A 24,461-nucleotide genomic window follows, 5' to 3' on the forward strand; every position below is an offset into this window, starting at 1 on the left:
CGTGACATGCCGCCTTTTCTGCCAAAGCGTTTGCGATTTGATGGAATCACCTCTAATCGCAAAGACGCTCCAAAACAAAGAGCTAGAGCAAGGAGCGCCGCTACCGACCGCGCTTTGCTCTGGGAGCCATTGATGTCCGACGATAAACGATCTGGCGGCGATGACCGCAAGCCCCCGCGCGGCGGCAAGAAGCCTTCCGGGACCGGCGAGGGCCGCCGCCGCGGCATAGGCGGCGATGCGCCACCGCGCCGCTCCTTCCGCGACCGCCCGGAAGGGGAAGGGCGCGAGGCGGGGGCGAAGCGCCCCGCGCGTTCCTTTGCCGAGCGCAATGACGGCGAACGCCACCCCAGCCGCTTCAAGCCGCGGGAGGGTGACGATGCCGAAGCCCGCCCGGCGCGCCGCCCCTTCCGCGACCGCGATGCCGGGGGCGACCGTCCCCACAAGCCGCGCGCCTCGTTCAGGGATCGCGACGAGAGCGGAGAGGCTCCGCGCCGCTCCTACCGCCCGCGTGAGGACCGCGAGGGCGGCGAGCGCGGCGATCGGCCCTTCCGTCCCCGCACCGATGCCCAGCGCGGCGAAGGTGGAGACCGTCCGTTCCGGGCGAACCGCGAGGATCGCGAGGATCGCCCCTTCCGCACGCGTCGCTTCGAAACTTCGTTCGAGCCGCGCGAGGGCCGTTCTGCCTTTGAGCCACGTTTCGACGAACGCCGCGAGAAGCGTCCTGAGAGGCCGGCGCCCCGCCGACCCGAAAAGGCCGCCGAGCCGCGCCAGGCAGTCGCCAAGCCGGCGGAGGCCGAGGGCGAGTTCGCCGGTGACCGCATCGCCAAGGTGATCGCACGGGCAGGGCTCGGCTCGCGCCGCGATGCCGAGGGCTGGATCGAGGAAGGCCGCGTCGTGGTGAACGGCGAGGTCCTGACCAGCGCTGCCCGCAACGTGCTGCCCACCGACAAGGTCACGGTGGATGGCAAGCTGCTGCCCAAACGCGAACGCACCCGCCTCTGGCTCTACCACAAGCCGCGGGGGCTTGTGACGACCGAGAAGGATCCGGAAGGCCGTCCCACGGTGTTCGAGAACCTCGATCCCTCGCTGCCGCGCGTGATGTCCGTGGGCCGCCTCGACATCAACACCGAAGGCCTGCTGCTGCTGACCAATGACGGTGGCCTCGCCCGCCAGCTCGAACTGCCCAAGACCGGCTGGCTGCGGCGTTACCGTGTTCGCGCTTTCGGCGAGACCGATCAGGTCAAGCTGGATAAACTGTTCGAGGGGCTCACCATCGATGGTGTCGACTACGGCCGCATCGAAGCCAAGCTCGACAAGGAGCAAGGCTCCAATTCCTGGCTCACGCTTGGCCTGCGCGAAGGCAAGAACCGCGAAGTCAAGAATGTGCTCGGTTCCATTGGGCTCGAGGTGAACCGCCTGATCCGTGTCTCCTACGGCCCCTTCCAGCTCGGCGACCTCGCCGAGGGAGCGGTGGAGGAAGTGAAGACGCGGGTGCTGATCGAGCAGCTTGGGCCGGACCTGATTTCCGAGGCCGAATGCGAGTTCGAGGCTCCGGCTTTCGAGCGTGGCGAACTGGCGGCCAAGCCTGTCGAGAAGCCCGCCAAATCCGGCCGTGGCCTTCGCGTCAAGGCGCAGGAAGGTGGCAAGGAACGCGTGATCCGTGGCGCACTCGTCGAGGATCGCAAGGGTCGCCGCGTGCTGGTGCAGCGCGTCTCCGACGTCGAGGAAGAGAAGCCGGCCAAGCGCAGCAAGCGTCCTGCGTTCCGCGACCGTGATGAAGGCGGCGAGCGCTCCTTCAAGCCGCGCCCTTCGTTCCGTGATCGGGATGATGGTGGCGAGCGTCCGCGCAAGCCGTTCCGTGCGCGCGAAGGCGCCGAGGAACGTCCCTTCAAGCCGCGTCCCTCCTTCCGCGATCGCGACGAAGGCGGCGAGCGTCCGCGCAAGCCGTTCGGTGCGCGTGAAGGTGCCGAGGAGCGTCCGTTCAAGCCTCGTCCGAGTTTCCGCGACCGCAATGAGGGCGGCGGCGACCGTCCGTTCAAGCCGCGTCCTTCCTTCCGCGATCGCGACGAAGGCGGCGAGCGTCCCCGCAAGCCGTTCCGCGACCGCGAGGGAGGTGATCGGCCGTTCAAGCCGCGCTCCGGCGGCAAGCCGGGCGCCGGCGGGCCGCGCGGTCCGCGCCGGGGAGGCTGATCGGGGCTGCGATGCGCATCATCGGCGGGCAGTTCCGCGGCAAGCATCTGGCGACTCCGAAGTCGGACGTGATCCGTCCGACTTCGGATCGCCTGCGCGAGACCCTCTTCAACATTCTCGCTCACGGCTATGACGATCCCGTGCGCGATGCACGGGTGATCGATCTGTTCGCCGGCACGGGCGCGCTTGGATTCGAGGCGCTTTCGCGCGGCGCCCGTTTCGTCACGTTCGTCGATGAAGGCACGGAGGCCCGCGGTCTCATCCGGACGAATATCGAGGCGATGTCGCTTGGCGGCCGCACGCGCCTGTTCCGTCGCGATGCGACGCGGCTGGGTGCCATCGGGCCTGGCGAGCCGTTCTCGCTCGCCTTTCTCGACCCACCCTATGGCAGGAACCTCGCTTCGCTGGCCCTTGCGAGCCTGGCCGATGGCGGCTGGCTTACGAAGGGTGCGCTCTGCGTGGTCGAGGAAGCGGTCGACGCGCCGCTCGAAGCGCCGCCCGCCTTCGCACTCGCAGATCAGCGCGACTACGCGGGAACGCGGCTGAGCTTCCTCGTCCATGAACGCGGGTGAGACAGCAGGCCGGCGTGAGCCTGCCGGCCTGTCACAAGCCGAAATCCTGCAGCCGATATTGTGACTTCGGGCACTGCCGGCATGTCGTGACCGTCGATATTGTCAGGCTGGATGGGTTGTTCCTATCATGGTTCGATGGCTCGGGGGTGCGGGATGGTATCGGGGATCAGATGGCTGGTCGGCGTGATCATGCTGGTTGCGGCGGCCTCTCCCGCCTGGGCTGACAAGCGGGTGGCGCTGATCGTTGCCAATGCCGCCTATCGAAATGCCCCGCTCGCCAATCCCCTTGCCGATGCGGGGCTCGTCGCCGCCAGCCTCAGGAAGATCGGCTTCGACACCAGTGTCGTTGAGAATGCCGATCTGGCCGCGTTCGACCGCGCGCTCGGTGACTTTGCCGAGCGGGCGCGGTCTGCGGATATCGCCCTGTTCTATTTTGCAGGCCATGGCTTTGCCGTGAGTGACGGCCTGCGGCCCGTTAGCGTCCTGATGTCGACATCGGCCGATGTCACCTCCGCCTCGGAACGCGTGCTGCGCTCGGGCGGAATCCCGCTCGACGATGTCGTGCAATCCTTGTCCGGCCGTGCCCGCGCCACGCTGATCTTCGTGGATGCCTGTCGGAACGATCCGCGAGTCACCCGCGCCGCCGGCGGAACCGGGCGCGGCTTCGCCCGCATCGAGACCCCCGACAATGCGAGCCTCTTCATCGGCTTGTCGACGCGTCTCGGCGAGACGGCGAGCGATGGCGAGGATGGCGCGGGCAGCCCGTTCGCTCGCGCTTTCGCGGCCGGCATCACAGTCACGGGCCAGCGCATCGACGATGTCTTTCGCGGCCTGCGCGACAAGGTGCGCACGGAGACCAGCGGACGGCAAGTCCCCGACGTGGTGCAGGACGATCTTCCCCAGGGAGCCATGGTGCTGGTGCGGGAGGAGCCATCCCCGGTCGCGGTTACGCAGGCGCCTCAGCCCGTCGCGAACACAGGCCCCCCGGCCGGCGCGGTAGCCGGACCAGTTCCCGCGACGATAGCGCCCGACGGCAGCAAGCTTGCGCTCTCGATCACGCCTCCTCCGCCTCCGGCTGGCGCGGGGACGATCACGGCCTGCGATCGGCTGGCCGGGTCGGCGACGGATCTGGACAAAGTGGCGCCGGGGATCGAGTTCCGCGCCATCGAGCCGGACAAGGCTCGTCCTGCCTGTGAGCAGGCAACGGCCGCTGATCCGCAAAGCCGCCGGCTGATGTTCAACTATGGTCGCGCGCTCGATGCTGCGGAGGATTATGCGCAGGCGCTGGTCTGGTATCGCAAGGCAGCCGACGCGGGCAGCGCGGCTGGAATGGCCAATATCGGCCGGCTCTATGAGGATGGCACCGGCGTCAAGAAGGATATCGGGGAGGCGGTCGGCTGGTATCGCAAGTCCGCCGTCGCGGGCAACAGTGTGGGCATGAACGACCTGGGAGCGATGTACGAATCCGGCATAGGCGTCAGGAAGGATGTCCGGGAGGCCATGGGCTGGTATCGGAAGGCCGCTGACGCCGGCAATGCAATCGCGATGCGGAACATCGGCCTGCTGTATCGGGACGGCAAGGGTGTCAAGCGGGACTATGGAGAGGCGATGACCTGGTATCTCAAGTCCGTTGCGGCGGGGGATGCTACTGCAATGACCGAAATCGGCTGGGCGCATGAACGGGGCCTGGGCGTGCCGCAGGATGCCCGCAAGGCCAACGACTGGTACCGCAAGGGAGCCCTGGCCGGTGATGGGTTGGGGATGAACAACCTGGCGAGCAGCTACGCCCATGGCACCGGCGTCGAACGTGACACGCAGCAGGCTGTGGAATGGGAGATCAAGGCACTCCAGGCGGGCAACGACTTTGCGTTTGGCCAGATGGCCGACAAGAAGGCCGCCGCCTGGCCTGTGGAATTTCGCCGCGCCATGCAGGCCGAATTGAAGGCCCGGGGACTCATCGACGGACCGGTGACCGGCCGTTTCGATGCCGCCACCGTCGACGCAATCCACAGGCTCGCCAACCGCTGACGGCGAGAATAGGGGCTCTTCGCTCTTCACGTGATCCATGAATGTCGCTTGCAGCCCCATTGCCCTAGAGCTAAGGGGACTTCACAAAGGTATTTTACTGCCCATATTGGGTTCACTCTCCTTCCCCACCCGATCGGATCTTCTATGACGATTGCGCTTATCCCCGGTCTCGGCGGTGCGTCACATGCACAGGGCCCGGCGATCTCCGATTTTTATCTCGACAACGGCCTGCATGTCGTCGTCATTCCCGATCACCGCGCGCCGGTCGTCACGCACATGATCTGGTACAAGGTCGGCGGGGCCGACGAGCCCAAGGGCAAGTCCGGTATCGCGCATTTCCTCGAGCATCTGATGTTCAAGGGCACGGAGAAGAATCCGGGCGGCTTCTCGAAGCAGGTTGCCGAACTCGGCGGCCAGGAGAACGCCTTCACCTCCTATGACTACACCGCCTATTTCCAGCGCGTGGCCAAGGAGCATCTGGGCGCGATGATGGCCTTCGAGGCCGACCGGATGACGGGCCTGGCCCTCACTGACGAGGTCGTCAATCCCGAGCGGAACGTCGTGCTTGAGGAGCGCAAGATGCGCGTCGACAACGATCCCGGCTCCCAGCTTGCCGAGGAGATCGCCTCGACCCTCTTCACGCACCATCCCTACGGCACGCCGATCATCGGCTGGGAGGACGAGATAGAGGGCCTGACGCGCCAGGACGCCATCGAATTCCACAGCCGCTTCTACACGCCCAACAACGCCACCCTGGTCGTGGCGGGCGATATCTCGGCGGCGGAGGTCCGGGAACTGGCCGAGGCTACCTATGGCCAGGTGGCGCGCCGCGCCGAGCCGCCGCCCCGCCTGCGCCCGCAGGAGCCCCTGCAGAGGGCCGACCGTCGCGTGCGCCTCGCCGACAAGCGCGTGGAGCAGCCTATATACCAGCGCCATTGGCGCGCGCCATCCTATATCCGCGCCCGCAATGGCGAAGGCGAGGTGCTGGACCTGCTCTCGCAGATCCTCGGTGGGGGGCAGACTTCGCGCCTCTATCGCTCGCTTGTGGTCGAGAGGAAGGTGGCTTCGGCCGCCGGCGCCTTCTATGGCGGCTCGGCCGTCGACGAGACCCGTTTCGGCGTCTGGGCAATTCCGATGCCGGACGTGAATTTCGAGACGCTGGAAGCGGCGATCGACGAGGAAGTCTCGCGCATCGTGAGCGACGGCGTCACGCCCGAGGAACTGGAGCGCGCCAAGACCCGGCTGGTGGCAGACGCCATCTATGCGCAGGACAGCCAGTCGACACTGGCACGCTACTACGGTGCCATGCTCTCCGTCGGCGGCAAGGTCGAGGATCTGCAGCTCTGGCCCAAGCGCATCGCAGAGGTTCCAGCCGAGCGCCTGCCCGAAGTCGGACGCGCGGTCCTGGCCGAAGGAAAGTCCGTGGTGGGCCTGCTCGAAGGGCAGGCCTGACGGCCTTTCCCGCACCGTCGTCAACGAAGAACGTTTGGCTCATTTCCCTGTATGATCGGCGGAATTCGCCGGTCTCACCGAGTAATTCAATGATACAGAAGATCGTCTCGCCCCTCGGCATCGAAGCCTGGCTGGTCGAGGATTATGCCGTGCCGCTGGTGGCAGTCGACTTCGCCTTCAAGGGCGGTGCGGCGCAGGATCCGGCTGACCGGGCGGGCCTGGCGCATATGATGTCCGCCTTGTTCGACGAAGGCGCGGGTCCCTATGACGACGAGGCTTTCCAGCGTGCGCTGGAGGAGAACGCCGTTGAGCTGTCGTTCCAGGCGGGAAGGGACCAGATCAATGGTTCTCTGCGTACCCTCGCCGACCGCAAGGGCTTCGGCTTCGATCTCCTGCATCACGCCATCACGGAACCCCGTTTCGAGGAAAGCGCCGTCGAGCGTATCCGGCAGAGCCTGCTGGCGAGCCTGCGGCGGGAGGCGAGCGATCCGAACTCGATCGCGTCCCTGTCCTTTTTCGCGGGGCTCTTCCCGGACCATCCCTATGGCCGCCCCCCGCGCGGCACATTGGAGAGCATCGGCGCCATCAGCCGCGACGATGTGGCGGCCCAGCATCGCCGCCTGATCGCCAAGGACGGGCTGACCGTCTCCATCGTCGGCGCGATAGACGCGCATGACGCGGAGGAGATGCTCGACAAGGTGTTCGGTTCCCTGCCGACCACCGCGCTGCTGCAGGTCGTACCGGAAGCCGGCCTTGCCGGTCTGGGAGAACACAAGATCATCGAACTCGACGTCCCTCAAACCGTGCTGCAGTTCGCCACGCCCGGCGTGAAGCGTGACGATCCCGACTACATGGCCGCCTTCGTGCTCAACCACATCTATGGCGGTGGCAGTTTCTCGTCGCGGCTGTTCCAGAAGGTCCGGGAGGAAAAAGGCCTGGCCTACTCGGTTTCGACCCAGCTCGGCGCGCTCGCCCGCAGCGCCTTCGTCGGTGGCGGTGTCGCGACGCGCAATGATCGAGCGGCCGAGAGCCTCGCCATCATCGAGGCGGAGATGGCTGAGATCGCCCGCTCCGGGCCGACGCAGGCGGAACTTGATAGCGCCAAGAAGTACATTACCGGCTCCTATGCGCTTCGCTTCGATGCCTCGACCAAGATCGCCAACCAGCTCACCATGATCCAGACCGAGCAGCTTGGCATCGACTTCATCGATCGCCGCAACGGCCTGGTGGAAGCGGTGACGATCGAGGATACCGGGCGCGTGGCCCAGCGCCTGTTCGGCAAGGGAAAGCCCTTCGTCGTTGCGGTCGGCAAGCCCGAAGGTCTCGCCTGAAACGCAGCGAGCCCTGAGCGGCCCAGTCTTGGGAGCGAGGCGTTCCGCGGGAATGGCAGATCGGCGGTCGGTGACCGTCGCCCCGGACACCGCCTCCTCTCCCCAGGCCGGGGCAGGATGCCCGTGCACCCGGACCGGCGCGGGTGTATCGTTTGGGGCCGGTGGGACCGTCTTCGGTGCCGTCGGCCTAACCCCTTGTTCTTGCGTATGATAATTCCCGATCGAGACCCCAAGCGCCGCTGGACGATTCGCCTATGGCCATCCGAGCCCTCCCCCAGATCCTGATCGATCGCATCGCCGCCGGCGAGGTGGTCGAGCGGCCGGCGAGCGCGGTAAAGGAACTGGTGGAAAACGCCATCGACGCCGGTGCGAGCCGTATCGAGGTGGTCACCGAAGGCGGCGGCCAGAGGCTCATCCGTATCGTGGACGATGGCAGCGGCATGTCGCCGGAGGACCTGGCCCTGGCGGTGCAACGCCATGCCACCTCGAAATTGCCGACCGAGGATCTGCTCGCCATCACCACCCTGGGTTTTCGCGGCGAGGCGCTGCCCTCCATCGCTTCAGTCTCGCGCCTCGCCATTTCCACGCGTGCGCGGGGTGCCGATACGGCTTCGATGATCGCCATCGAGGCGGGCGAGCGGCAGCCGGTCAAGCCGGCTGCCTTGAGCGAGGGCACGCGCATCGAGGTGCGGGATCTCTTCTATGCCACGCCCGCGCGGCTGAAGTTCCTCAAGACGCAGCGCACCGAGGCAGCGGCGATCGGCGACATCGTCAAGCGCCTCGCCATGGCCAATCCGCAGATCAGCTTTACGCTGGCGGGCGAGGATCATGCGCCGTCGACCTGGCCGACCGGCGACGAGGCCACGCGTCTCGGTGCCATTCTCGGACAGGACTTCACCGACAACGCCATCGAGATCGATGTTTCGCGCGGTTCCGTCCGTCTCCATGGACAGATCGGTTTGCCGACTTACAACCGTGGGACGGGCCAGCATCAGTATCTTTTCGTCAACGGCCGTCCGGTACGTGACAAGCTATTGCTTGGCGCCGTGCGGGGCGCCTATGCGGACCACGTGCCGAAGGACCGTTTTCCCGTTCTGGCGCTCTTCCTCGATATTCCCTCGCATGACGTTGACGTCAACGTCCATCCCGCAAAGGCTGAAGTCCGCTTCCGCGATGGCGGCCTCGTGAGGGGCCTGATTGTTTCGGCCATTCGCAGCGCGCTGGAACGAGAGTCGGGCCGGACCTCGACGGGCAATGCCGATGCGGCGCTCGGCATGCTCGCCCGCAGTGCCGGGCGCCCTGCCAACCTCGATTGGGACTGGCGCGTCTCCCCCGCGGCCCCGCGCCTGACGTCGGAAGGGCTCGCCGGTTTCGCAGAGCCCGCGCAGGCAGGGTTCGATACGCTGGTCCTGCCGTCTGCCGATGCGCGTGCCGGCGCGGCACCTGTCATTCCAGACAGTCTCGACAGGCCGCTCGGCGCCGCCCGGGCTCAACTGCACGAAACCTACATCGTGGCGCAGACGCGCGAAGGGGTCGTGATCGTCGATCAGCATGCCGCCCATGAACGCCTCGTCTACGAGCGCCTGAAGCGCGAGCGGTCGGCCGCCGGCGTCAAGAGCCAACTCCTGCTGATACCCGAGGTCGTGGATCTCGATCCGGCCGATGTCGAGCGCTTGACGGCCGCCGGCGAGGATCTCGCAGCCCTGGGGCTCGTGGTCGAGCCCTTCGGACCGGGTGCGCTGCTGGTGCGCGCGACCCCTGCGGCCCTGGGCACGACGAACCCGGCTTCCCTGATACGGGATCTCGCCGACGGCTTCGCGGAATGGGGCTCGGAGATCGTTCTGGAGCGGCGCCTCGATCATGTCGCCGCTACCATGGCGTGCCATGGCTCCGTGCGTGCCGGCCGCCGTCTCCTGCCGGCGGAGATGGACGCATTGCTGCGCGAGATGGAGATCACGCCCAACTCGGGCCAGTGCAATCACGGCCGGCCGACCTACGTCACCCTGAAGCTGACGGACATCGAGGCGCTGTTCGGGCGGCGATAGTGGCTGGCGCGCCGATGCGCGTCCCGCGTCACAATTCGTTCCAAAGCGGATAGAGCTTGGGTTCGTCCTCCTCGATCTCGGCGAAGCGGCCGAGGCCGCCGAGGAAAATATTGTCGGTAAGGTCATCGTTGACCTGCGAAACCTCGCCCACGAAGACCGTTCCCTTGCCTTTCTCGCCGTAGAAGCGGTGCCAGAGATTGCGGGTGACCGTGACGCTCTGGCCGGGGGAGAGGCGCAGCGGCTCTCCGGGCGCCAAGGCCTTGCGTGTGCCGTCCACTCGCACCTCCACCGGCGTATCGGCAAGGCCGCCATCGTCGGTCATGTTGTAGAACTCGATCACCAGATTGCCGCCACCCCGCACGATGATGTCTTCCATCTTGATGCGATGGGCGTGGGTGGGCGTCTCCTGCTCCTCGGCCACAACCAGCAGCTTTTCGGCATAGGGCTTGCTGTGGGCCTGGGACTGCAGGCCGTTGCGCACGCAGAACACGACGAGGCCCCGGCTCAGGAAATCCCCGGAGCCGAAATCGGTGACATCCCATCCCATCTGATGAACCCGGCAGTAATGCGCCGTCTCGGGATCGTCCCGCCAGCGTGCCTCGTCCCACATCGCGAACGGCGGCAGCGCGAAGCGATACTCCGCGAAGAGCGCCTGGGCCGATCTCAGCTGTCGGTTGATCTCGGAACGTTTCATGGCATCCCCCTCAGAATGAAGCCAGCAGACCGCCATCGACGAGATGGTGGGAGCCGGTGATGAAGCTCGATTCATCGGAGAGCAGGAAAGCCGCCAGCCTGGCGACTTCGATGGGTTGTCCGATGCGGTTCAGGGCATGCTTGGCGCCCCATTCCGCGAGCACCGCCCCTGGATCTTGCGGATTCCAGTGGCGTGCGTTGGCGTGGGCGAGAGGCGTCTCGATCGTTCCCGGACAGATGGCGGTCACGCGGATATTATCCCGGCCATGATCCAGCGCCATCACGCGCGTGAGCGCCAGCACGCCGCCCTTGGTGGCGGCATAGGCGGCGACTCCGGCCTGCGTGGCAATTCCCTGGATCGACGACATGTTGACCACAGAGCCACCTCCGGCGGCGACCATGTACGGGATGACGTGTTTCGACAGCAGGAAGATCGCCTTGAGATTGACGTTCATCACGCGGTCCCAATCGTCCTCCGGCATTTCGATCACGGAACCATGGAGTTCGATGCCGGCCGAGTTGAGGAGGCCCGAAATCCGTCCGAGGGTAGCAGCCTTGTCGGCGACCGCTCGGCATTCCGCAGTTTTGGTGATGTCGGCCGGAAAAGGGTGGATTCGCTCAGAGGCAAGGGTGGCCAGTCCCTCGGCATTGATGTCGACAGCCACGACCGTCGCTCCGCAATCCGCGAAATGACGGGCCGCTTCCCGGCCAAGACCTGAAGCGGCCCCGGTGACGATCACGACACCCGACAATTGCGCCATGGCCTGCCTGCCTCCCCCTATGCGCTTCTCCGGCAAGCTGCAAACTGCCCGGCACGCGTCCTGTTGTGTCCAGTCTGGGGTGCGCTGGCCCCGAGGTCAATGCAGCAGCGAAGCCGAGCTTTCGGCCTGCCTGCGGATACGGGTAGGTCCAACCGAGCGGCCCGGTCTTCATGCGCCGGCCAAAACGAAAAATGCCCGGAACCGGTCCGGGCATTTCTGGAAATCGCTGGAAGGCGCTCAGTGCATCTTCGGGTTCTTGAAGATGCGCTCGTACCATGGCGTGTTTTGATTGCCTTCGGAGGGGAGCGGCTCGTTGCCGCTGATCGGAGCGGAGGCGAGTGGCTTGCGATAACCGTCCGGCGGATCGGTGAGCGAACGGCGCGGCGGCTCCTGGCCGGCGACCAGCGGCGTGTCGTCGTCGTTGCCCGTCTTGATGCGCTTGCCCAGCAATTCGCTCGGCTTCAACGGAACTGAGCTGGACTTGGCGGCATCGAAGGGTTCGGGAGCATCCGGAGAACCGGCGCCAGGCACACGGCCGGCAGCCATCTCGTCGGGCGAAAGGCGGCCATCGCCGTTCTTCGGCTTTTCCTTCGGGAAGAGGCCGGAGGCCTTGCGCTTCTTCTCGTCCGGATCGTTCGGCCAGTTGGGATCCGATTCATTGGTGGTCGCGCTGCCGGGCGGCGGCAGGTCGAGCTTGCCCGGCTTCACCAGGGGGGCGCGGTCCGAATAGTTGATCGCCGGAGCGTCGTCGCCCGTGCCAAGCATCTTCTGGAAGAAACCCTGAACGGACTGCGCGTTGGCAGCACCGGCCGGGGCAATGACAATGAGCGCAGTGGCCGCAGCCAGACCGAGCCAATTCTTTGTCTGCATCCTAAATCCCAATCGCTGCTCGAACCCCGGAGCATTTTCCAGGAAAGTCACCGGACCTTCTGCAGAGAAAATGCGTCAAAACAAAGAAAATCCTGATCAAACCGATCTTCCAGGGCCGAGATATCCACTAGGATATGTGCGCCCGCGTTTCCTTGTTCAGCACCACGTCATACAGCAGGAGGGCCACGCCTGCAACGATCGCGACGTCCGCGATGTTGAAGACGTACCAGCTGAAGCTGCCGACATGGAACAGGAAGAAGTCGGCGACGCCCTCGCGCCGAAGCCATTCGGGTGCAAAAGCGCCCTCGATTGCCAGCAGTCCGTCGACGGCGTTGCCGATGGCTCCGCCGATGATCAGCCCGATCGCGACCGCCCCCGAGCGGCTGGGGATACGCGCCAGCCAGGCGAGCAGGAAGATCGTCGCCAGCAGCCGGAAGGTGACCAGCAGGATCATGCCGGCCTGGCTTTCCTGCTGGAACAGCCCATAGGAAACGCCGCGGTTCCAAACCAGGGTGAACTGGAGGAAGGACGTCCAATCCACCGGGCCTTCGAAGGCAATCTGATCGGCGATGCCGAACAGATGCAGAGCCCAGAACTTGAAGCCCTGGTCGAGGATGATGGCGAGTAGCGCGACCACCACCCCCAGGCCCGTGAAGCGCCCGATGAAGCGTGACAGCATCGATCAGGCCCCAGCCCCGGCCTGCGCCTGCCATTCCCTCATGGCCGCCGCGTCGCGCGGCGTGATGTCGGGAAACGCAGGATCGGCCGTCTTCGGGTCGAAATAGCGCCAGGAGCGGGCGCATTTCACACCGGACGCCTTGCCCGGCACCACGGCGACGCCGGGAACGCCATCGAGGCGGAATGCGTCCGCCGGTCCCTCGCCGGCCGCGAGCGTCAGGCCGGAGACGATGCAGACGTCATCGAAATCCACGCTGCCGACCAGGGCCAGGGTGGCGGCATCGGCGATATGGACGGTGGGCGCGGCTTCCAGCGAAGAGCCGATGTGCTTGGCGGCCCGTTCCTGCTCCAGCGCGCCCGTGACGACGCGGCGCACCTCGCGGACCACTTCCCACTTCCGGGCAAGCGCGGGATCGATCCATGCGGGATCGGCCGAAGCTAGCGGGTCAAGATGAACCGAACCCTCCTCGCCGAAGCGCGAGGTCCAGGCCTCCTCCATGGTGAAGCAGAGCACCGGCGCCAGCCAGGTGGCGAGGCTGGTGAAGAGCGTGTTCACCACGCTGAGCGCCGCGCGGCGGCGCAGCGACGATTTCGGATCGCAATAGAGCGCGTCCTTGCGCACGTCGAAATAGAAGGCCGAGAGGTCCGACGTCATGAAGGTGGCGAGCAGCGCGATTACGCGCTTGTAGTCGTAGCCCTCATAGGCCGCGCGCACTTGCGGGCCGAGTTCCGCCAGCCGGTGCAGCATCAGCCGCTCCAGTTCGGGCATCTCGGCCGCCGGCATGTCGTCGCTCGCTTCGTAGTGGGCGAGGGTGCCGAGCATCCAGCGCATGGTGTTTCGCAGCTTGCGATAGCTGTCTTCCACCGTCTTCAGGATTTCCGGGCCGATGCGCTGGTCGTCCGCATAGTCCGACGTGGCAACCCACAGGCGCAGGATATCGGCGCCGGAACGCTTGATCACGTCCTGGGGAGCCACCGTGTTGCCGATGGACTTCGACATCTTGCGGCCCTGCTCGTCGAGCGTGAAGCCATGCGTGAGCACCACGTCGTAGGGCGCCCGGCCGCGCGTGCCGCAGCTCTCCAGCAAGGACGAGTGGAACCAGCCGCGATGCTGATCGGAGCCTTCGAGATACATGACGGTGTCGCGGCCGCCGTCGACCTTGCGCACAATGCCGGCCAGGCCGGGGAAGTGCACCGGGTCTTCCAGCGTGAAGGCGTGGGTGGAGCCGGAATCGAACCAGACGTCGAGGATGTCGTTGACCTTCGTCCAGCCTTCGGACGCACGCGCACCGAGGAAGCGCTCGGCGGCGCCTTCCTGGTACCAGGCATCGGCGCCCTCGACCTCGAATGCCGCCGCGATCGCCGCATTGACGGCTTCGTCCTTGAGGACCTCGACACCGCCACCTGCCTTGTCGCGCACGAACACCGCGATCGGCACGCCCCAGGCGCGCTGGCGGGAGACGACCCAGTCCGGCCGGTTGGCGATCATGCCCGTGATGCGGTTCTCGCCGGCCGCAGGCACCCATTCGGTGACGCTGATGGCATGGAGCGCGAGTTCGCGCAGCGACGAGCCGTCACCGAGTATCGGCCCGGTATCGTTGCGCAAGGCGCCGCCTTCGGTAGGCTTCGGCGAGGCAGCGGCGACGCTGCCCGGCGGCACCTGGTCGATCGGCATGTCCATCGCGATGAACCACTGCGGCGTGTTGCGGAAGATCACCGGCTTCTTCGAGCGCCAGGAATGCGGATACTGATGCTTCAGCCGTCCGCGCGCCACCAGGTTGCCCTGGCCGACCAGCGCCTTGATCACGGCGTCGTTGGCGCCGCCCTTCTCGCCCTTGTCGTTGAACACACGCGCGCCGTCGAAGCCGGGGGCCTCGGCGGTGTAGGCGCTGTCGCCATCCACCGTGTAGGGGATGTGGGTGGAGATGCCGCGCGCATGGATCTCGCGGCCCTTGGCCATCCAGATGTCGAAGTCCTCGCGGCCGTGGCCGGGCGCGGTGTGCACGAAGCCGGTACCCGCATCGTCGGTGACGTGATCGCCGTCGAGCAGCGGCACCCTGAAGCCGTAGAAGTCGTTGTAGCCGGCGAGCGGATGGGCCGCCGCGAGCCCGGCGAGTTCACCGGCGCCGACGTCCGACAGGCGCTCATAGGCTTCCACCTTCGCGGCCTTGAAGACATCAGCCGCAAGATTGTCGGCGAGCACGAAGGTGTCGCCAGCCCTGGCCCAATTGTTCTCGGGAGCGGCGATGACGCGATAGAGGCCGTAGGCGACGCGGCTGGAGAAGGCGATTGCCCGGTTTCCGGGGATCGTCCAGGGCGTTGTGGTCCAGATCACGATGGCCGCCTTGGCAAGCTCGTCGCGGCGCGCGCCCTCGATGATCGGGAACTTTACCCACACCATGTCGGAGGTGTGGTCCTCGTACTCGATCTCCGCCTCGGCGAGCGAGGTCTTCTCAACCACGCTCCACATCACGGGCTTGGAGCCGCGGTAGAGCTGGCCGGTCACGGCGAACTTCATGATCTCGCGGGCGATCTGCGCCTCGGCCGGATAGGCCATTGTCAGATAGGGATTGCTCCAGTCGCCCTCGACGCCCAGGCGCTTGAACTCCTCGCGCTGCACGTTCACCCAATGCTCGGCGAAGGCGCGGCACTCGCGGCGGAATTCGACGAGCGGCACGTCGTCCTTGTTGCGCCCCTTGGCCCTGTACTGCTCCTCGATCTTCCATTCGATCGGCAGGCCGTGGCAGTCCCAGCCCGGAACGTAGTTGGAGTCGAAGCCCAGCATCTGCTGCGAGCGCGTCACCATGTCCTTGAGGATCTTGTTGAGCGCGTGACCGATATGGATGTTGCCGTTGGCGTAGGGCGGGCCGTCATGCAGTACGAATTTGGGCCGGCCGGCGGAGGTTTCGCGCAGGCGCCTGTAGAGGTCGTCCCTCTGCCAGCGGGCCAGGATCTCCGGTTCCTTCTGCGGCAGGCCGCCGCGCATGGGGAAGGCGGTCTGCGGCAGGAACAGGGTCTGCGAGTAGTCGAAGCTCTCGGCTTCGGGATGGGACACAGCGTCGGTCATGAAGAAAGGTCCGTCGATACGGATGAAAGAGACAGGCAGCGCAAACCCGGACCTTCCGCGGAGCTCAGGGGAGCCCGCACGCGGAAGCCGGGTCGATAATTCGTATGAAGCGCTGCGCGTATGTCATGCGGGCGTGAATAGCAGGCTATCGCGGCGGGATAAAGCACGGCGGTGAGGTTGAAGGGATTTTTCCGGGTGCCCGTGCACGCCGGACATTCGGTCTCCTCGCCAGGATTTGACCGGGCTGGCGTCGCAAGACGCCCCGGCTGCCTTGCCCTCCGGCGGCTTTTCGCTCCATCGTGGCGCAACGCGGATTGCCTTGCGCGATCGCCCATCCGATTCCTGGAGTTCGAGAATGACCGACACGTCCGAATACCTGCCCCCGAAAGTCTGGACCTGGAACAAGGCGAGCGGCGGCCAGTTCGCCAGCATCAACCGGCCCATCGCTGGCCCCACCCACGAGAAGGAACTGCCCGTCGGGCGCCATCCCCTGCAGCTTTATTCGCTGGGCACGCCCAACGGCGTGAAGGTCACGGTGATGCTGGAGGAACTGGTGGCCCTCGGGCACAAAGGGGCCGAATACGATGCCTGGCTGATCAATATCGGACAGGGAGACCAGTTCGGCAGCGGCTTCGTCGATGTGAACCCGAACTCGAAGATTCCTGCCTTGCTCGACCGCAGCGGCCCCAAGCCGATCCGGGTGTTTGAATCCGGCTCGATCCTGTTCTACCTCGCCGAAAAATTCGGCGAGTTCCTGCCCAGCGACATCGCGACCCGCGCCGAATGCATGTCCTGGCTGTTCTGGCAGATGGGCAGCGCACCCTATCTCGGCGGCGGGTTCGGCCACTTCTATGCCTATGCGCCCACCAAGATCGAATATGCCATCGACCGGTTCGCCATGGAGACCAAGCGCCAGCTCGACGTGCTCGACCGTCGCCTCGCGGAGGCGGAATATCTGGCCGGCGCCGACTACACCATCGCCGACATGGCGGTCTGGCCCTGGTATGGCGGCCTGGCGAAGGGCTGGCAGTACGGGGCGGCCGAGTTCCTGTCGGTGCAGGACTACAAGAACGTCCAGCGCTGGGCCGAGCAGATCTTCCAGCGTCCGGCGGTGAGGCGGGGCCGCATGGTCAACCGCACCTCAGGCGAACCGTCGAGCCAGTTGCGCGAACGTCACGACGCCGGCGACTTCGACACGAAGACGCAGGACAAGCTGGAAGCGGCAGGCTGACGACCGACATCTCCGGGTGCACGGCGATTCCGAGAACGGGCAGGATGCCCGTGCACCCGGAGAAAGCTTTCGCTTACTGGAGTTGCGGCCTGCGCAGGAAGCTGTTGCGGTCTGCCGATTTTATGCGCAGCCAGGATTCCCGGCCCTCGCGCAGCACCCTCAACGGCACTTCCGACCCGGCCGGGCCCGTGTCCCACACCTTGCGGTAGAAGTCGGCGAGACCCTGGACTTCCTCGTTCCGGACATCCGAAATGACATCGCCCGGCCGCAGGCCCGCCTTGGCCGCTGGACTGCCGCCGGCAATGCTGACCACGACCACCTTGCCGTCGCTCTCCGCCGAAAAGGCGCCGAGCCAGGGGCGAGGCGGCTTGTTGACCTGCCCGCGTGTCAGGAGGTCGTCCAGGATGGGCGGCAGGAGATCGATGGGGACGACCATGTTGATGTCGAAGCTCTGGTCCGCCCGCTCCATCTGCAGCAGGAGCGAACCGATGCCGAGCAATCGGCCGTCGGCGCCGATGAGCGCCGCGCCGCCCCAGGACGGATGGGCCGGCGCGATGAAGATCGCCTCGTCGAGCAGATATTCCCAGTAGCCGGCGAATTCCTGCTTGGCCACGATGTTGGCGTCGACATAGTGGCCGGCGCCGTCGGCGAACACGGCTTCATCGCCGATCGCGACTTTGCCGGAATCGCCGAGATTGATCGCGGGCAGGCCGAGCTGGCCGAGCGCCTGCACGAGGCCGAAGCCGGTCGTCTGGTCATAGGCGAGGGCGTGGGCGGGAACGACGCGCCCGTCCTGCGCCGTAAGCCAGACTTCCTCGGCTTCCGTTATGAGATAGCCGATGGTGAGCACGAGGCCGTCCTCTCGGATGACGACGCCGCTTCCCTCGCGTGTCGTCCCCAGCGTGTCGGCGGTGAACGCTTCCTGCGGAATGATGGCGCGCACGGTCACGACCGAACGCATGATCGAATGAATATTCATGGCTTTCATCTTGGTAGAGCGCGGCTTTCGGGGCAGAGCGCCGCTCCCGGCGGCAAAAGCCGAATGCACGATATCGACTGAAGGTATGAAAGCATGCGGCCCTGCGCAAGGCGTCGAAGCTCAAAACCGCGATGCGTGGCGTAGCGCGCGGGATCACGGCGACAGCCCCGGCCAGGATTCCCTTCGGATCTGCCTCACCCGCTCCGCGGCCGGGCACCGAGGCGGGCCAGCACCTCGCGCGGGATGCCGAGGTCGCGGATAACGGCGCCATGCGCTGACTGGCCCATCAGTTCGCGCTGGATGAAATAACCCCAGACTGCCTCCGCGGCTTCGGCGACGAGGCGGTCGCGCCCGGGATCGTCCACCGGCAGGGCATTGAGGGCCGCGACGGCCTTCGCCACGGCCTCGCCGGTGCGTTCGAGCGAAATTGCCTTCTCCACGCGGATCTCGGCGGCAAGGACGTCGACGGCGGCGCGCGAGGAAGGGCCGGACAGGTTCTGCGGTGGACGCACGGTCATGCCGCCATAGTGCCCCGCGCCTTTCGCCTTTTCAAGCAAGCGGCAGGGCCGATGGGACCGACATGGATCGCAGCGGCTCCTTGTGAAATGCGAGGATCGCCTCGCAAATGACCGATCGAAGTCGCCAGGTGCACGAAACCCGACAGTGCGTCCCGAGTGCCCTCGTATGGAATCAGGACGGGGTTGCCAGAACACCCGAGAACATATGGACCGCTTCTCATGATCAAATATATTTATCTGTAATCACTGAACAATTTGCAGACAGAACATTCATGTTGCTCGGCGGCGCATGATTGAGTTCGGGTGTCTTCCTGTTCCTGCATGGGGTTCTTGCCTTGGGACGTCTTCTGCACTAGCAAGAACATATTCACATGGACCCGGTGAGAATCCGGGTGGCTATTCCGGCCGCCTATCCGCCGGACCTCATCACACATGATCATCGACAGCGCCAAGAACCGGCGCCATGTGCCTTGTTGAATATCTTCCTCATGATAAATCGATTTACTGACTATCGCCGCCAGTGGGTGGGCGATTTTCCGCAAGTTCGGCGCGACTTGTTGGCCGGTATCGTCGTTGCGCTCGCGCTCATTCCCGAGGCGATCGGCTTTGCCATCATCGCCGGCGTCGACCCGCGCGTCGGGCTTTATGCCTCGGTGGCGATTGCCGTGGTCATCGCCTTCACCGGCGGCCGGCCCGGCATGATATCGGCGGCGACCGCCGCCGTCGCGGTCGTCGTCGGCCCCCTGGTGCGCGATCACGGCGTCGACTATCTTTTCGCCGCAACCATCCTGATGGGCCTCATCCAGATCCTGGCCGGGCTGCTGCGCCTCGATCTCGTCATGCAATTCGTGTCGCGATCGGTGATCACGGGTTTCGTCAATGCGCTCGCGATCCTGATCTTCATGGCGCAGTTGCCGCAGCTGACGGGCGTTAGCTGGCAAACCTATGTGATGGTCGCCGCTGGGCTTGCCATCATCTATCTTTTTCCTCGTCTCACGAAGGCCGTGCCTTCGCCGCTGGTGGCAATTCTCGTGCTCTCCGCCGTGAGCATGTATTGGCAATTGCCGGTCAATACCGTTTCCGACATGGGCAAGTTGCCCGAGGGGCTGCCGCATTTCGCGTTGCCGCAGGTTCCACTGACTCTGGAAACGCTTCGCATTATCTTCCCCTATTCGTTGACCATGGCCGCCGTGGGGCTGCTCGAATCCCTGCTGACGGCGCAGATCGTCGACGACATGACGGAGACATCCGGAGACAAGCGCCAGGAATGCATGGGGCAGGGGAGCGCCAACATCGTGGCCGCGCTTTTCGGCGGCATGGGAGGTTGCGCGATGATCGGCCAGTCGGTGATCAACGTGACCTCCGGGGGCAGGGGGCGCCTGTCCACCTTCGTCGCCGGTTCCTTCCTGCTTTTCCTTCTTGCCGCGCTCGGCCCCTATGTCGGCCGGATCCCGATGCCCGCTCTCGTCGCGGTCATGATCATGGTCTCGATCGGCACGTTCAGCTGGAACTCCATCCCTAACCTGAGGCGCCATCCGGTGCCGTCCTCCATCGTGATGGTGCTGACGGTGGTAGTCGTGGTGGCGACGCGAGACCTTTCGCTCGGCGTGCTGACGGGCGTGCTTCTCTCGGGGATATTCTTCGCCGGCAAGGTGCGCCGCATGCTTTCCATCCAGGAGGAAATCGCGCTTGATGGATCCCGCGCCACCTATCGCGTGACAGGACAGGTATTCTTTGCCTCCGTCGATGTGTTTTCGCGCGCTATCCAGCCCCCCGGGTCGATACGCCAGGTCGTGATCGACGTGAGCGGCGCTCATTTGTGGGACATTTCCGCGGTAGCGGCACTGGACAAGCTCGTGCTGCGCCTGCGGCGCGACGATCGCAACGTCCTGGTGACCGGCTACAACGAGGCAAGCGCCGATCTTGTCGATCGCTTCGCCCTCCACGACAAGACCAGCGTCGAGATGGGAGCCATCCCGCACTGACGCTCACCCCTTGGGTCTGCCGGTTCCCGCAGGCAGACCCGCCGTCTCCAAGGCTCCTGTCGACGGCGGCACTGGCATTGAATGCCTCGGATGGCGAAGACGAGCCGCATGATAGAACTGGTTTCCGGAGTATTTTGCGCTGCGTAGCTCGCGGCTCGTCTATCCAGTTCTTTCGGTGCACTCTATCGCACGAAGGAGGAATGGTTGTTATCCTTGCGTGCGGTTGCAACCTCCTCGCGCCCGTGCATGATGACGCCGGTTGTACTGGGGGCGCAATGTGAAGGCTGCTGTACCTGTCCTTGTGGTTGGAGGTGGTCCCACCGGCCTTCTGTTGGCCGCCGAACTCAATCGGCACGGAACCGAGTGCCTTCTCATCGATGCACATGAGCGCCCCATGGAATGGGACCGGGCGACCGTCGTCCATCCCCGTTCGCTCGAAATCTTCGAGACACTCGGTATCGTGGATACTCTCCTGGCGGTTGGCGTGAAGCAACGGCGGGCGCGCATTCATGCGGGTGGTGCGGTGCTCGGCGAAATCGACCTCGAGCTGTGCGGCAGCCGCTATCCCTACAATATCGGGATTTCCGAAGAGGTCACGGAGGCCGTTCTCACCGACTATCTCATTCGCCAGGGGGGCGAAGTCACGCGGGCTGCGATGCTGGTGGCCTTGGAGGAACAGGAGCAGGGGATCCTCGCCACGGTCGAACACGAGGGCGTGGCGAGCCACGTCCTCGCCCAGTGGGTTGTGGGGTGCGACGGGCATCACAGCGCGGTCCGGACGCTCATGAATATCGGGCAGGAGGGGCACGATATCGCGGAGCCCTGGGCCGTCTTCGATGCTGGTGTGAGCGGCTGGCCGCATTCCTTCGAGGCGAACTACGCCTATCTGGATCCGACCCCCGTCATCCTCACGGCTTTGCCGAACGAGCGCTGGCGCGTCTACTTGCGGCCTGGCGGCCCCGAGTCCGATCTCGTCACCGATGCCCTGTCCACGCTGCGCGACTATCTGCCTGACGCCAGCTTCGAAGGTGTCGCGAATCCGACGCGCTTCCAGTGCCATACCAAGGTCGCGAGCCGCTTCCGTTCCGGGCGCATCCTGCTCGCGGGCGATGCCGCCCATACCTGCAGCCCGGCGCAGGGCCACGGCATGAATTCCGGCCTTCAGGATGCGTTCAACCTCGCCTGGAAGCTCGCCCTTGTCTGCCGAAAGCATGGGTCCGAAGCGCTCCTCGACAGCTATCATGCGGAACGCCGCCCTGTCGCGGACCGGATCATGGCGTCGGGAGATGCCGCCGAGAGCGCCCAGATGGTGAAGGATGACGAGGAACGCCGCCAGCGCGACGTCGCCATCCGCAGTGCTTTCGCGGATGCCGAGACCCGGCATCACGAAGCGGTCGCCGAAGCGGAGCTCGATATCGACTATGCAGGGTCTCCCATCGTCCTGGGCCATCGGAGCGACACCTCCTGGCCCGGCCAGCGGCTGCCGGACCGCATCGGGGTCACGATTGCCGGCGGTGGCACGGGCAAACTCCATGACTTCGCCAATCGCCGAGGGCACACGGCCCTTCTCATCGGCGGCACGGCCGCGAACCGGGAGGATCTCGCCCGCGTCCTGCGTGACCTGGAACCGGCATCCGGGGGGACTCTCCTCGAGGCGACGATCGCTCTCGCGTCCAATACCGGCTTCTCGGATGTCGATGCCCATGTCGAGCCTACAGCGGCGGACCGGCTGGGCGGCGGCATCACCCTGCTCGTAGTCCGCCCCGATGGCCATGTCGGCCTCCGCGCGGAAGAAGACCATGCTCGGCTCCTGGCCGATTATGTCGAATTGCTGCAGGGGCCGGCCGCGAAGGCGATGCCGGAGGCATAGACCTTCGATACGCGCTGAAGGAGCGCGGTCACGGAGGTGCTACGGGACGTCTGCAAAGTGATGTGTGAGTTCGCCGGAATTTTTGCCGCCGGGCATGGTTTCAGGATGCTACGGCCCCATCGAGGAACAAGCAGTGACCGATCACGAGCGCGCTCTGCGGGAAATCGGCGCCATTCGCAGCCTTCTCACCTCCCGTCCGCGGCCGGTCGGATGGGCGGAGCGTCGTGAACGGCTGGACGAGGTGGGAGCAACCTGGCCCGTCGCCGAAGACATCGAATGCGAGAGCGTCGATTGCGACGGGGTCGGGGGCGAATGGTCGATCGCCCCTGGTAGCAACGCGGACAGGGTGCTGCTCTTTTTCCATGGCGGCGGTTATTGCTCGGGCTCGATCAGGAGCCATCGCCGCCTGGTCACCGAAGCCGGTCGTGCTGCGCGCATGCGCACGCTCATCATCGACTATCGGCGTGCACCCGAGCATCCTTTCCCCGCCCAGCACGAGGATGCGCTCGCTGCCTGGCATTTCCTGCGCCGCATGGGCATTGCGGCGGGCTGCATTGCGCTCGGCGGCGACAGCGCCGGCGGCAATCTCGCGCTCTCGCTCATCGGCCGTCTTCGTGCGGTGGGAGAGCCCTTGCCCAGCTGTGCCTGGCTGATCTCGCCCTGGACCGATCTCACGATGTCCGGCGCGACGCTTGCCAGCAAGGACGCGGTCGATCCCATCATTCACAAGGGCTATCTCGATGAACTCGCCGACGCCTATGTGCCGGCCGGGATCGGGCGTCTCGATCCCCTGGTTTCGCCGCTGTTCGCCGAACTCGCGAACTTCCCGCCCCTGCTGATCCAGGTCGGCTCGGCCGAGACGTTGCTGTCCGACGCGACGCGGCTTGCCGAAGCGGCGGGCGCTGCCGATGTCGATGTCCGCCTCGAAATCTGGCCGCACATGATCCACGCATGGCCCGTCTGGAATGCTGCTCTCGAGGACGGGCGCCGCGCGCTCTCGCATGCCGGCGCGTTCATTCGCGGCGCAATGGACAAGGCCTCGGATGCAGCCGGGGCACCGGCGTGATGCCCGCGGCAAGCCCTCGGCCTCCGGCCGGCACGTCATGCCAGCGAACTTGTCATAGCGTAGAAATATCCGGATCAGGGCGGAGCAAGCCATGGCTGTCGTCGATCTAATTCTCCCTGTCTTCGCCGTGATCGTGACGGGGTGGCTCGCCGGCTATCTCGGCTATGTGCAGCGCGGACTTGCCGAAGGCCTCATCCATTTCGCCTACAACATCGCCATGCCCGCGCTGCTCATCGGCACGATTGCACAGGAGAAGCCGGAATCGCTTCTGGCGTGGCGGTTCTTGCTGGCATTCGGGGGAGGATCTCTCATCTGCTTTGCCGCGATATTCCTGCTGAGCGCACGTCATGCCGGGCAAGATGCCCGCAGGCAGACCATGTATGGGCTGTCAGCCTCGATGACGAACACAGGCTTCGTGGCGCTGCCGGTACTGCAGGCGCTCTACGGCTCCCGTGCGGTGCTGCCGGCTGCCATCGCGACCGTGTTCGTGGCGGTGGTCATGTTCCCCCTGGCGATGGTGCTGCTGGAACTGAAGGGCGCGCGGCAGGGTTCGCGGCGTTGGGCAATGGTTCGGCACGTCGTGATCAATCCGCTGGTATTGTCGACTGTCATCGGCATGGCGTGGGCGATCACCGGCGTCCCGGTTCCATCGCCGGTCGCCGCCTTCCTGAAGATCTTTGCCGATGCGCTGACGGCAAGCGCGCTCTTCGCGATAGGGCTTGGCCTGTCGCTCGACGCCGTACGCGCCAACCTTGGCCCTTCCCTTTCGCTCGCCGCCGTGAAACTGATCGTCATGCCCTCGCTTACTTGCGTTCTCGCGCTGCTGCTGGGTCTCGATCCCCTTTACACCATTGCCGCCGTCATATGCGCCGCGGTGCCCACGGCCAAGACCGTCTACATTCTTGCGGGAGAGCAGAAATGCGAGGAATCCCTCGTGGCCTCGACGGTTTCGATCACGACGCTGCTCTCGATCGTCACCTTGATCGCCTGGCTCTATCTCCTGCCACAACTCGTGCGGGGCTAACTTGCCGGCTCCTTGTGCTATCGGCTTGCGTGGAAGGTGTGAGAGGCAGTCATGATTGCAGGACGTAGATCTTTCAGCGCGATTTGGGCGGCCATTTTCAT

18 protein-coding genes and 1 other annotated feature are annotated in these 24,461 nt (G+C 65.4%); of the genes, 11 read left to right on the forward strand and 7 right to left on the reverse strand.

Translation table 11 applies throughout. The features are described from left to right. Positions 1 to 132: 132 nt before the first annotated feature. The 6 genes from AC6H34_RS16635 (at position 133) to mutL (ending at position 9,618) form a co-directional block, all read left to right on the forward strand. Positions 133 to 2,190: a pseudouridine synthase gene (locus tag AC6H34_RS16635; RefSeq protein ID WP_497539467.1), complete on the forward strand. Its 2,058-nt coding sequence runs from the start codon at positions 133 to 135 to the stop codon at positions 2,188 to 2,190. Positions 2,191 to 2,201: 11 nt separating this feature from the next. Then, entirely contained in the window at positions 2,202 to 2,762 is a 561-nt protein-coding gene (gene rsmD, locus AC6H34_RS16640; RefSeq protein WP_497539468.1) for a 16S rRNA (guanine(966)-N(2))-methyltransferase RsmD, read from the forward strand. A gap of 153 nt (positions 2,763 to 2,915) precedes the next feature. After that, positions 2,916 to 4,790, forward strand: a complete 1,875-nt coding sequence (locus AC6H34_RS16645) for a caspase family protein (protein WP_497539469.1) — start codon at positions 2,916 to 2,918, stop codon at positions 4,788 to 4,790. 144 nt (positions 4,791 to 4,934) lie between these two features. Continuing rightward, complete coding sequence (locus tag AC6H34_RS16650) at positions 4,935 to 6,242, forward strand: M16 family metallopeptidase (protein ID WP_448148799.1); 1,308 nt, start codon at positions 4,935 to 4,937, stop codon at positions 6,240 to 6,242. 89 nt (positions 6,243 to 6,331) lie between these two features. Next, a complete protein-coding gene (locus tag AC6H34_RS16655; protein ID WP_497539470.1) occupies positions 6,332 to 7,573 on the forward strand; it encodes a M16 family metallopeptidase in 1,242 nt (413 codons plus the stop codon). A gap of 254 nt (positions 7,574 to 7,827) precedes the next feature. Next, positions 7,828 to 9,618, forward strand: coding sequence for a DNA mismatch repair endonuclease MutL (gene mutL, locus AC6H34_RS16660; RefSeq protein ID WP_497539471.1), 1,791 nt, complete (start codon positions 7,828 to 7,830; stop codon positions 9,616 to 9,618). A 28-nt stretch (positions 9,619 to 9,646) separates the two neighbouring features. Here the strand turns inward: mutL and AC6H34_RS16665 are convergent, their stop codons facing one another. The 5 genes from AC6H34_RS16665 to ileS all read right to left on the reverse strand — a co-directional run bounded on the left by AC6H34_RS16665 (position 9,647) and on the right by ileS (position 15,687). Next, entirely contained in the window at positions 9,647 to 10,312 is a 666-nt protein-coding gene (locus tag AC6H34_RS16665) for a D-lyxose/D-mannose family sugar isomerase (protein WP_497539472.1), read from the reverse strand. Between the two features lie 10 nt (positions 10,313 to 10,322). After that, positions 10,323 to 11,072 carry an SDR family NAD(P)-dependent oxidoreductase gene (locus AC6H34_RS16670; protein ID WP_448148795.1) on the reverse strand — a complete coding sequence of 250 codons (750 nt, stop codon included), beginning with the start codon at positions 11,070 to 11,072 and terminating at the stop codon, positions 10,323 to 10,325. 237 nt (positions 11,073 to 11,309) lie between these two features. Beyond that, on the reverse strand, positions 11,310 to 11,942 hold the full coding sequence (locus AC6H34_RS16675) for a hypothetical protein (RefSeq protein ID WP_497539473.1): 633 nt from the start codon (positions 11,940 to 11,942) through the stop codon (positions 11,310 to 11,312). A gap of 127 nt (positions 11,943 to 12,069) precedes the next feature. Continuing rightward, a complete protein-coding gene (gene lspA, locus AC6H34_RS16680; RefSeq protein WP_497539474.1) occupies positions 12,070 to 12,621 on the reverse strand; it encodes a signal peptidase II in 552 nt (183 codons plus the stop codon). Positions 12,622 to 12,624: 3 nt separating this feature from the next. Continuing rightward, complete coding sequence (gene ileS / locus AC6H34_RS16685; RefSeq protein ID WP_497539475.1) at positions 12,625 to 15,687, reverse strand: isoleucine--tRNA ligase; 3,063 nt, start codon at positions 15,685 to 15,687, stop codon at positions 12,625 to 12,627. Positions 15,688 to 16,042: 355 nt separating this feature from the next. Between ileS and yghU the strand changes: the two genes are divergently transcribed. Then, positions 16,043 to 16,918 carry a glutathione-dependent disulfide-bond oxidoreductase gene (gene yghU / locus AC6H34_RS16690; RefSeq protein ID WP_448148791.1) on the forward strand — a complete coding sequence of 292 codons (876 nt, stop codon included), beginning with the start codon at positions 16,043 to 16,045 and terminating at the stop codon, positions 16,916 to 16,918. A gap of 73 nt (positions 16,919 to 16,991) precedes the next feature. On the opposite strand, the gene AC6H34_RS16695 is transcribed toward yghU, so the two are convergent. Continuing rightward, the gene (locus tag AC6H34_RS16695) at positions 16,992 to 17,897 is read right to left on the reverse strand and encodes a S1C family serine protease (protein WP_448148790.1); all 906 of its coding nucleotides are present in this window, start codon (positions 17,895 to 17,897) and stop codon (positions 16,992 to 16,994) included. Between the two features lie 194 nt (positions 17,898 to 18,091). Further along, a complete protein-coding gene (locus AC6H34_RS16700; protein WP_448148789.1) occupies positions 18,092 to 18,415 on the reverse strand; it encodes a DUF6665 family protein in 324 nt (107 codons plus the stop codon). Positions 18,416 to 18,785: 370 nt separating this feature from the next. Then, positions 18,786 to 18,841: a sequence feature (sul1 is cis-regulatory element that is thought to sense ions involved in sulfur or methionine metabolism; They are found in Alphaproteobacteria), on the forward strand. A gap of 65 nt (positions 18,842 to 18,906) precedes the next feature. Here AC6H34_RS16700 and AC6H34_RS16705 point away from each other — a divergent pair. The 4 genes from AC6H34_RS16705 (at position 18,907) to AC6H34_RS16720 (ending at position 24,360) form a co-directional block, all read left to right on the forward strand. Beyond that, complete coding sequence (locus tag AC6H34_RS16705) at positions 18,907 to 20,400, forward strand: SulP family inorganic anion transporter (RefSeq protein ID WP_448151329.1); 1,494 nt, start codon at positions 18,907 to 18,909, stop codon at positions 20,398 to 20,400. Positions 20,401 to 20,701: 301 nt separating this feature from the next. Next, positions 20,702 to 22,270: an FAD-dependent monooxygenase gene (locus tag AC6H34_RS16710; protein WP_497539908.1), complete on the forward strand. Its 1,569-nt coding sequence runs from the start codon at positions 20,702 to 20,704 to the stop codon at positions 22,268 to 22,270. A 133-nt stretch (positions 22,271 to 22,403) separates the two neighbouring features. Beyond that, a complete protein-coding gene (locus tag AC6H34_RS16715) occupies positions 22,404 to 23,336 on the forward strand; it encodes an alpha/beta hydrolase (protein WP_448148787.1) in 933 nt (310 codons plus the stop codon). A 91-nt stretch (positions 23,337 to 23,427) separates the two neighbouring features. After that, entirely contained in the window at positions 23,428 to 24,360 is a 933-nt protein-coding gene (locus AC6H34_RS16720; protein WP_448148786.1) for an AEC family transporter, read from the forward strand. The last annotated feature ends 101 nt before the right edge of the window (positions 24,361 to 24,461 follow it).

The organism is Labrys sp. ALF-8, assembly GCF_059699065.1.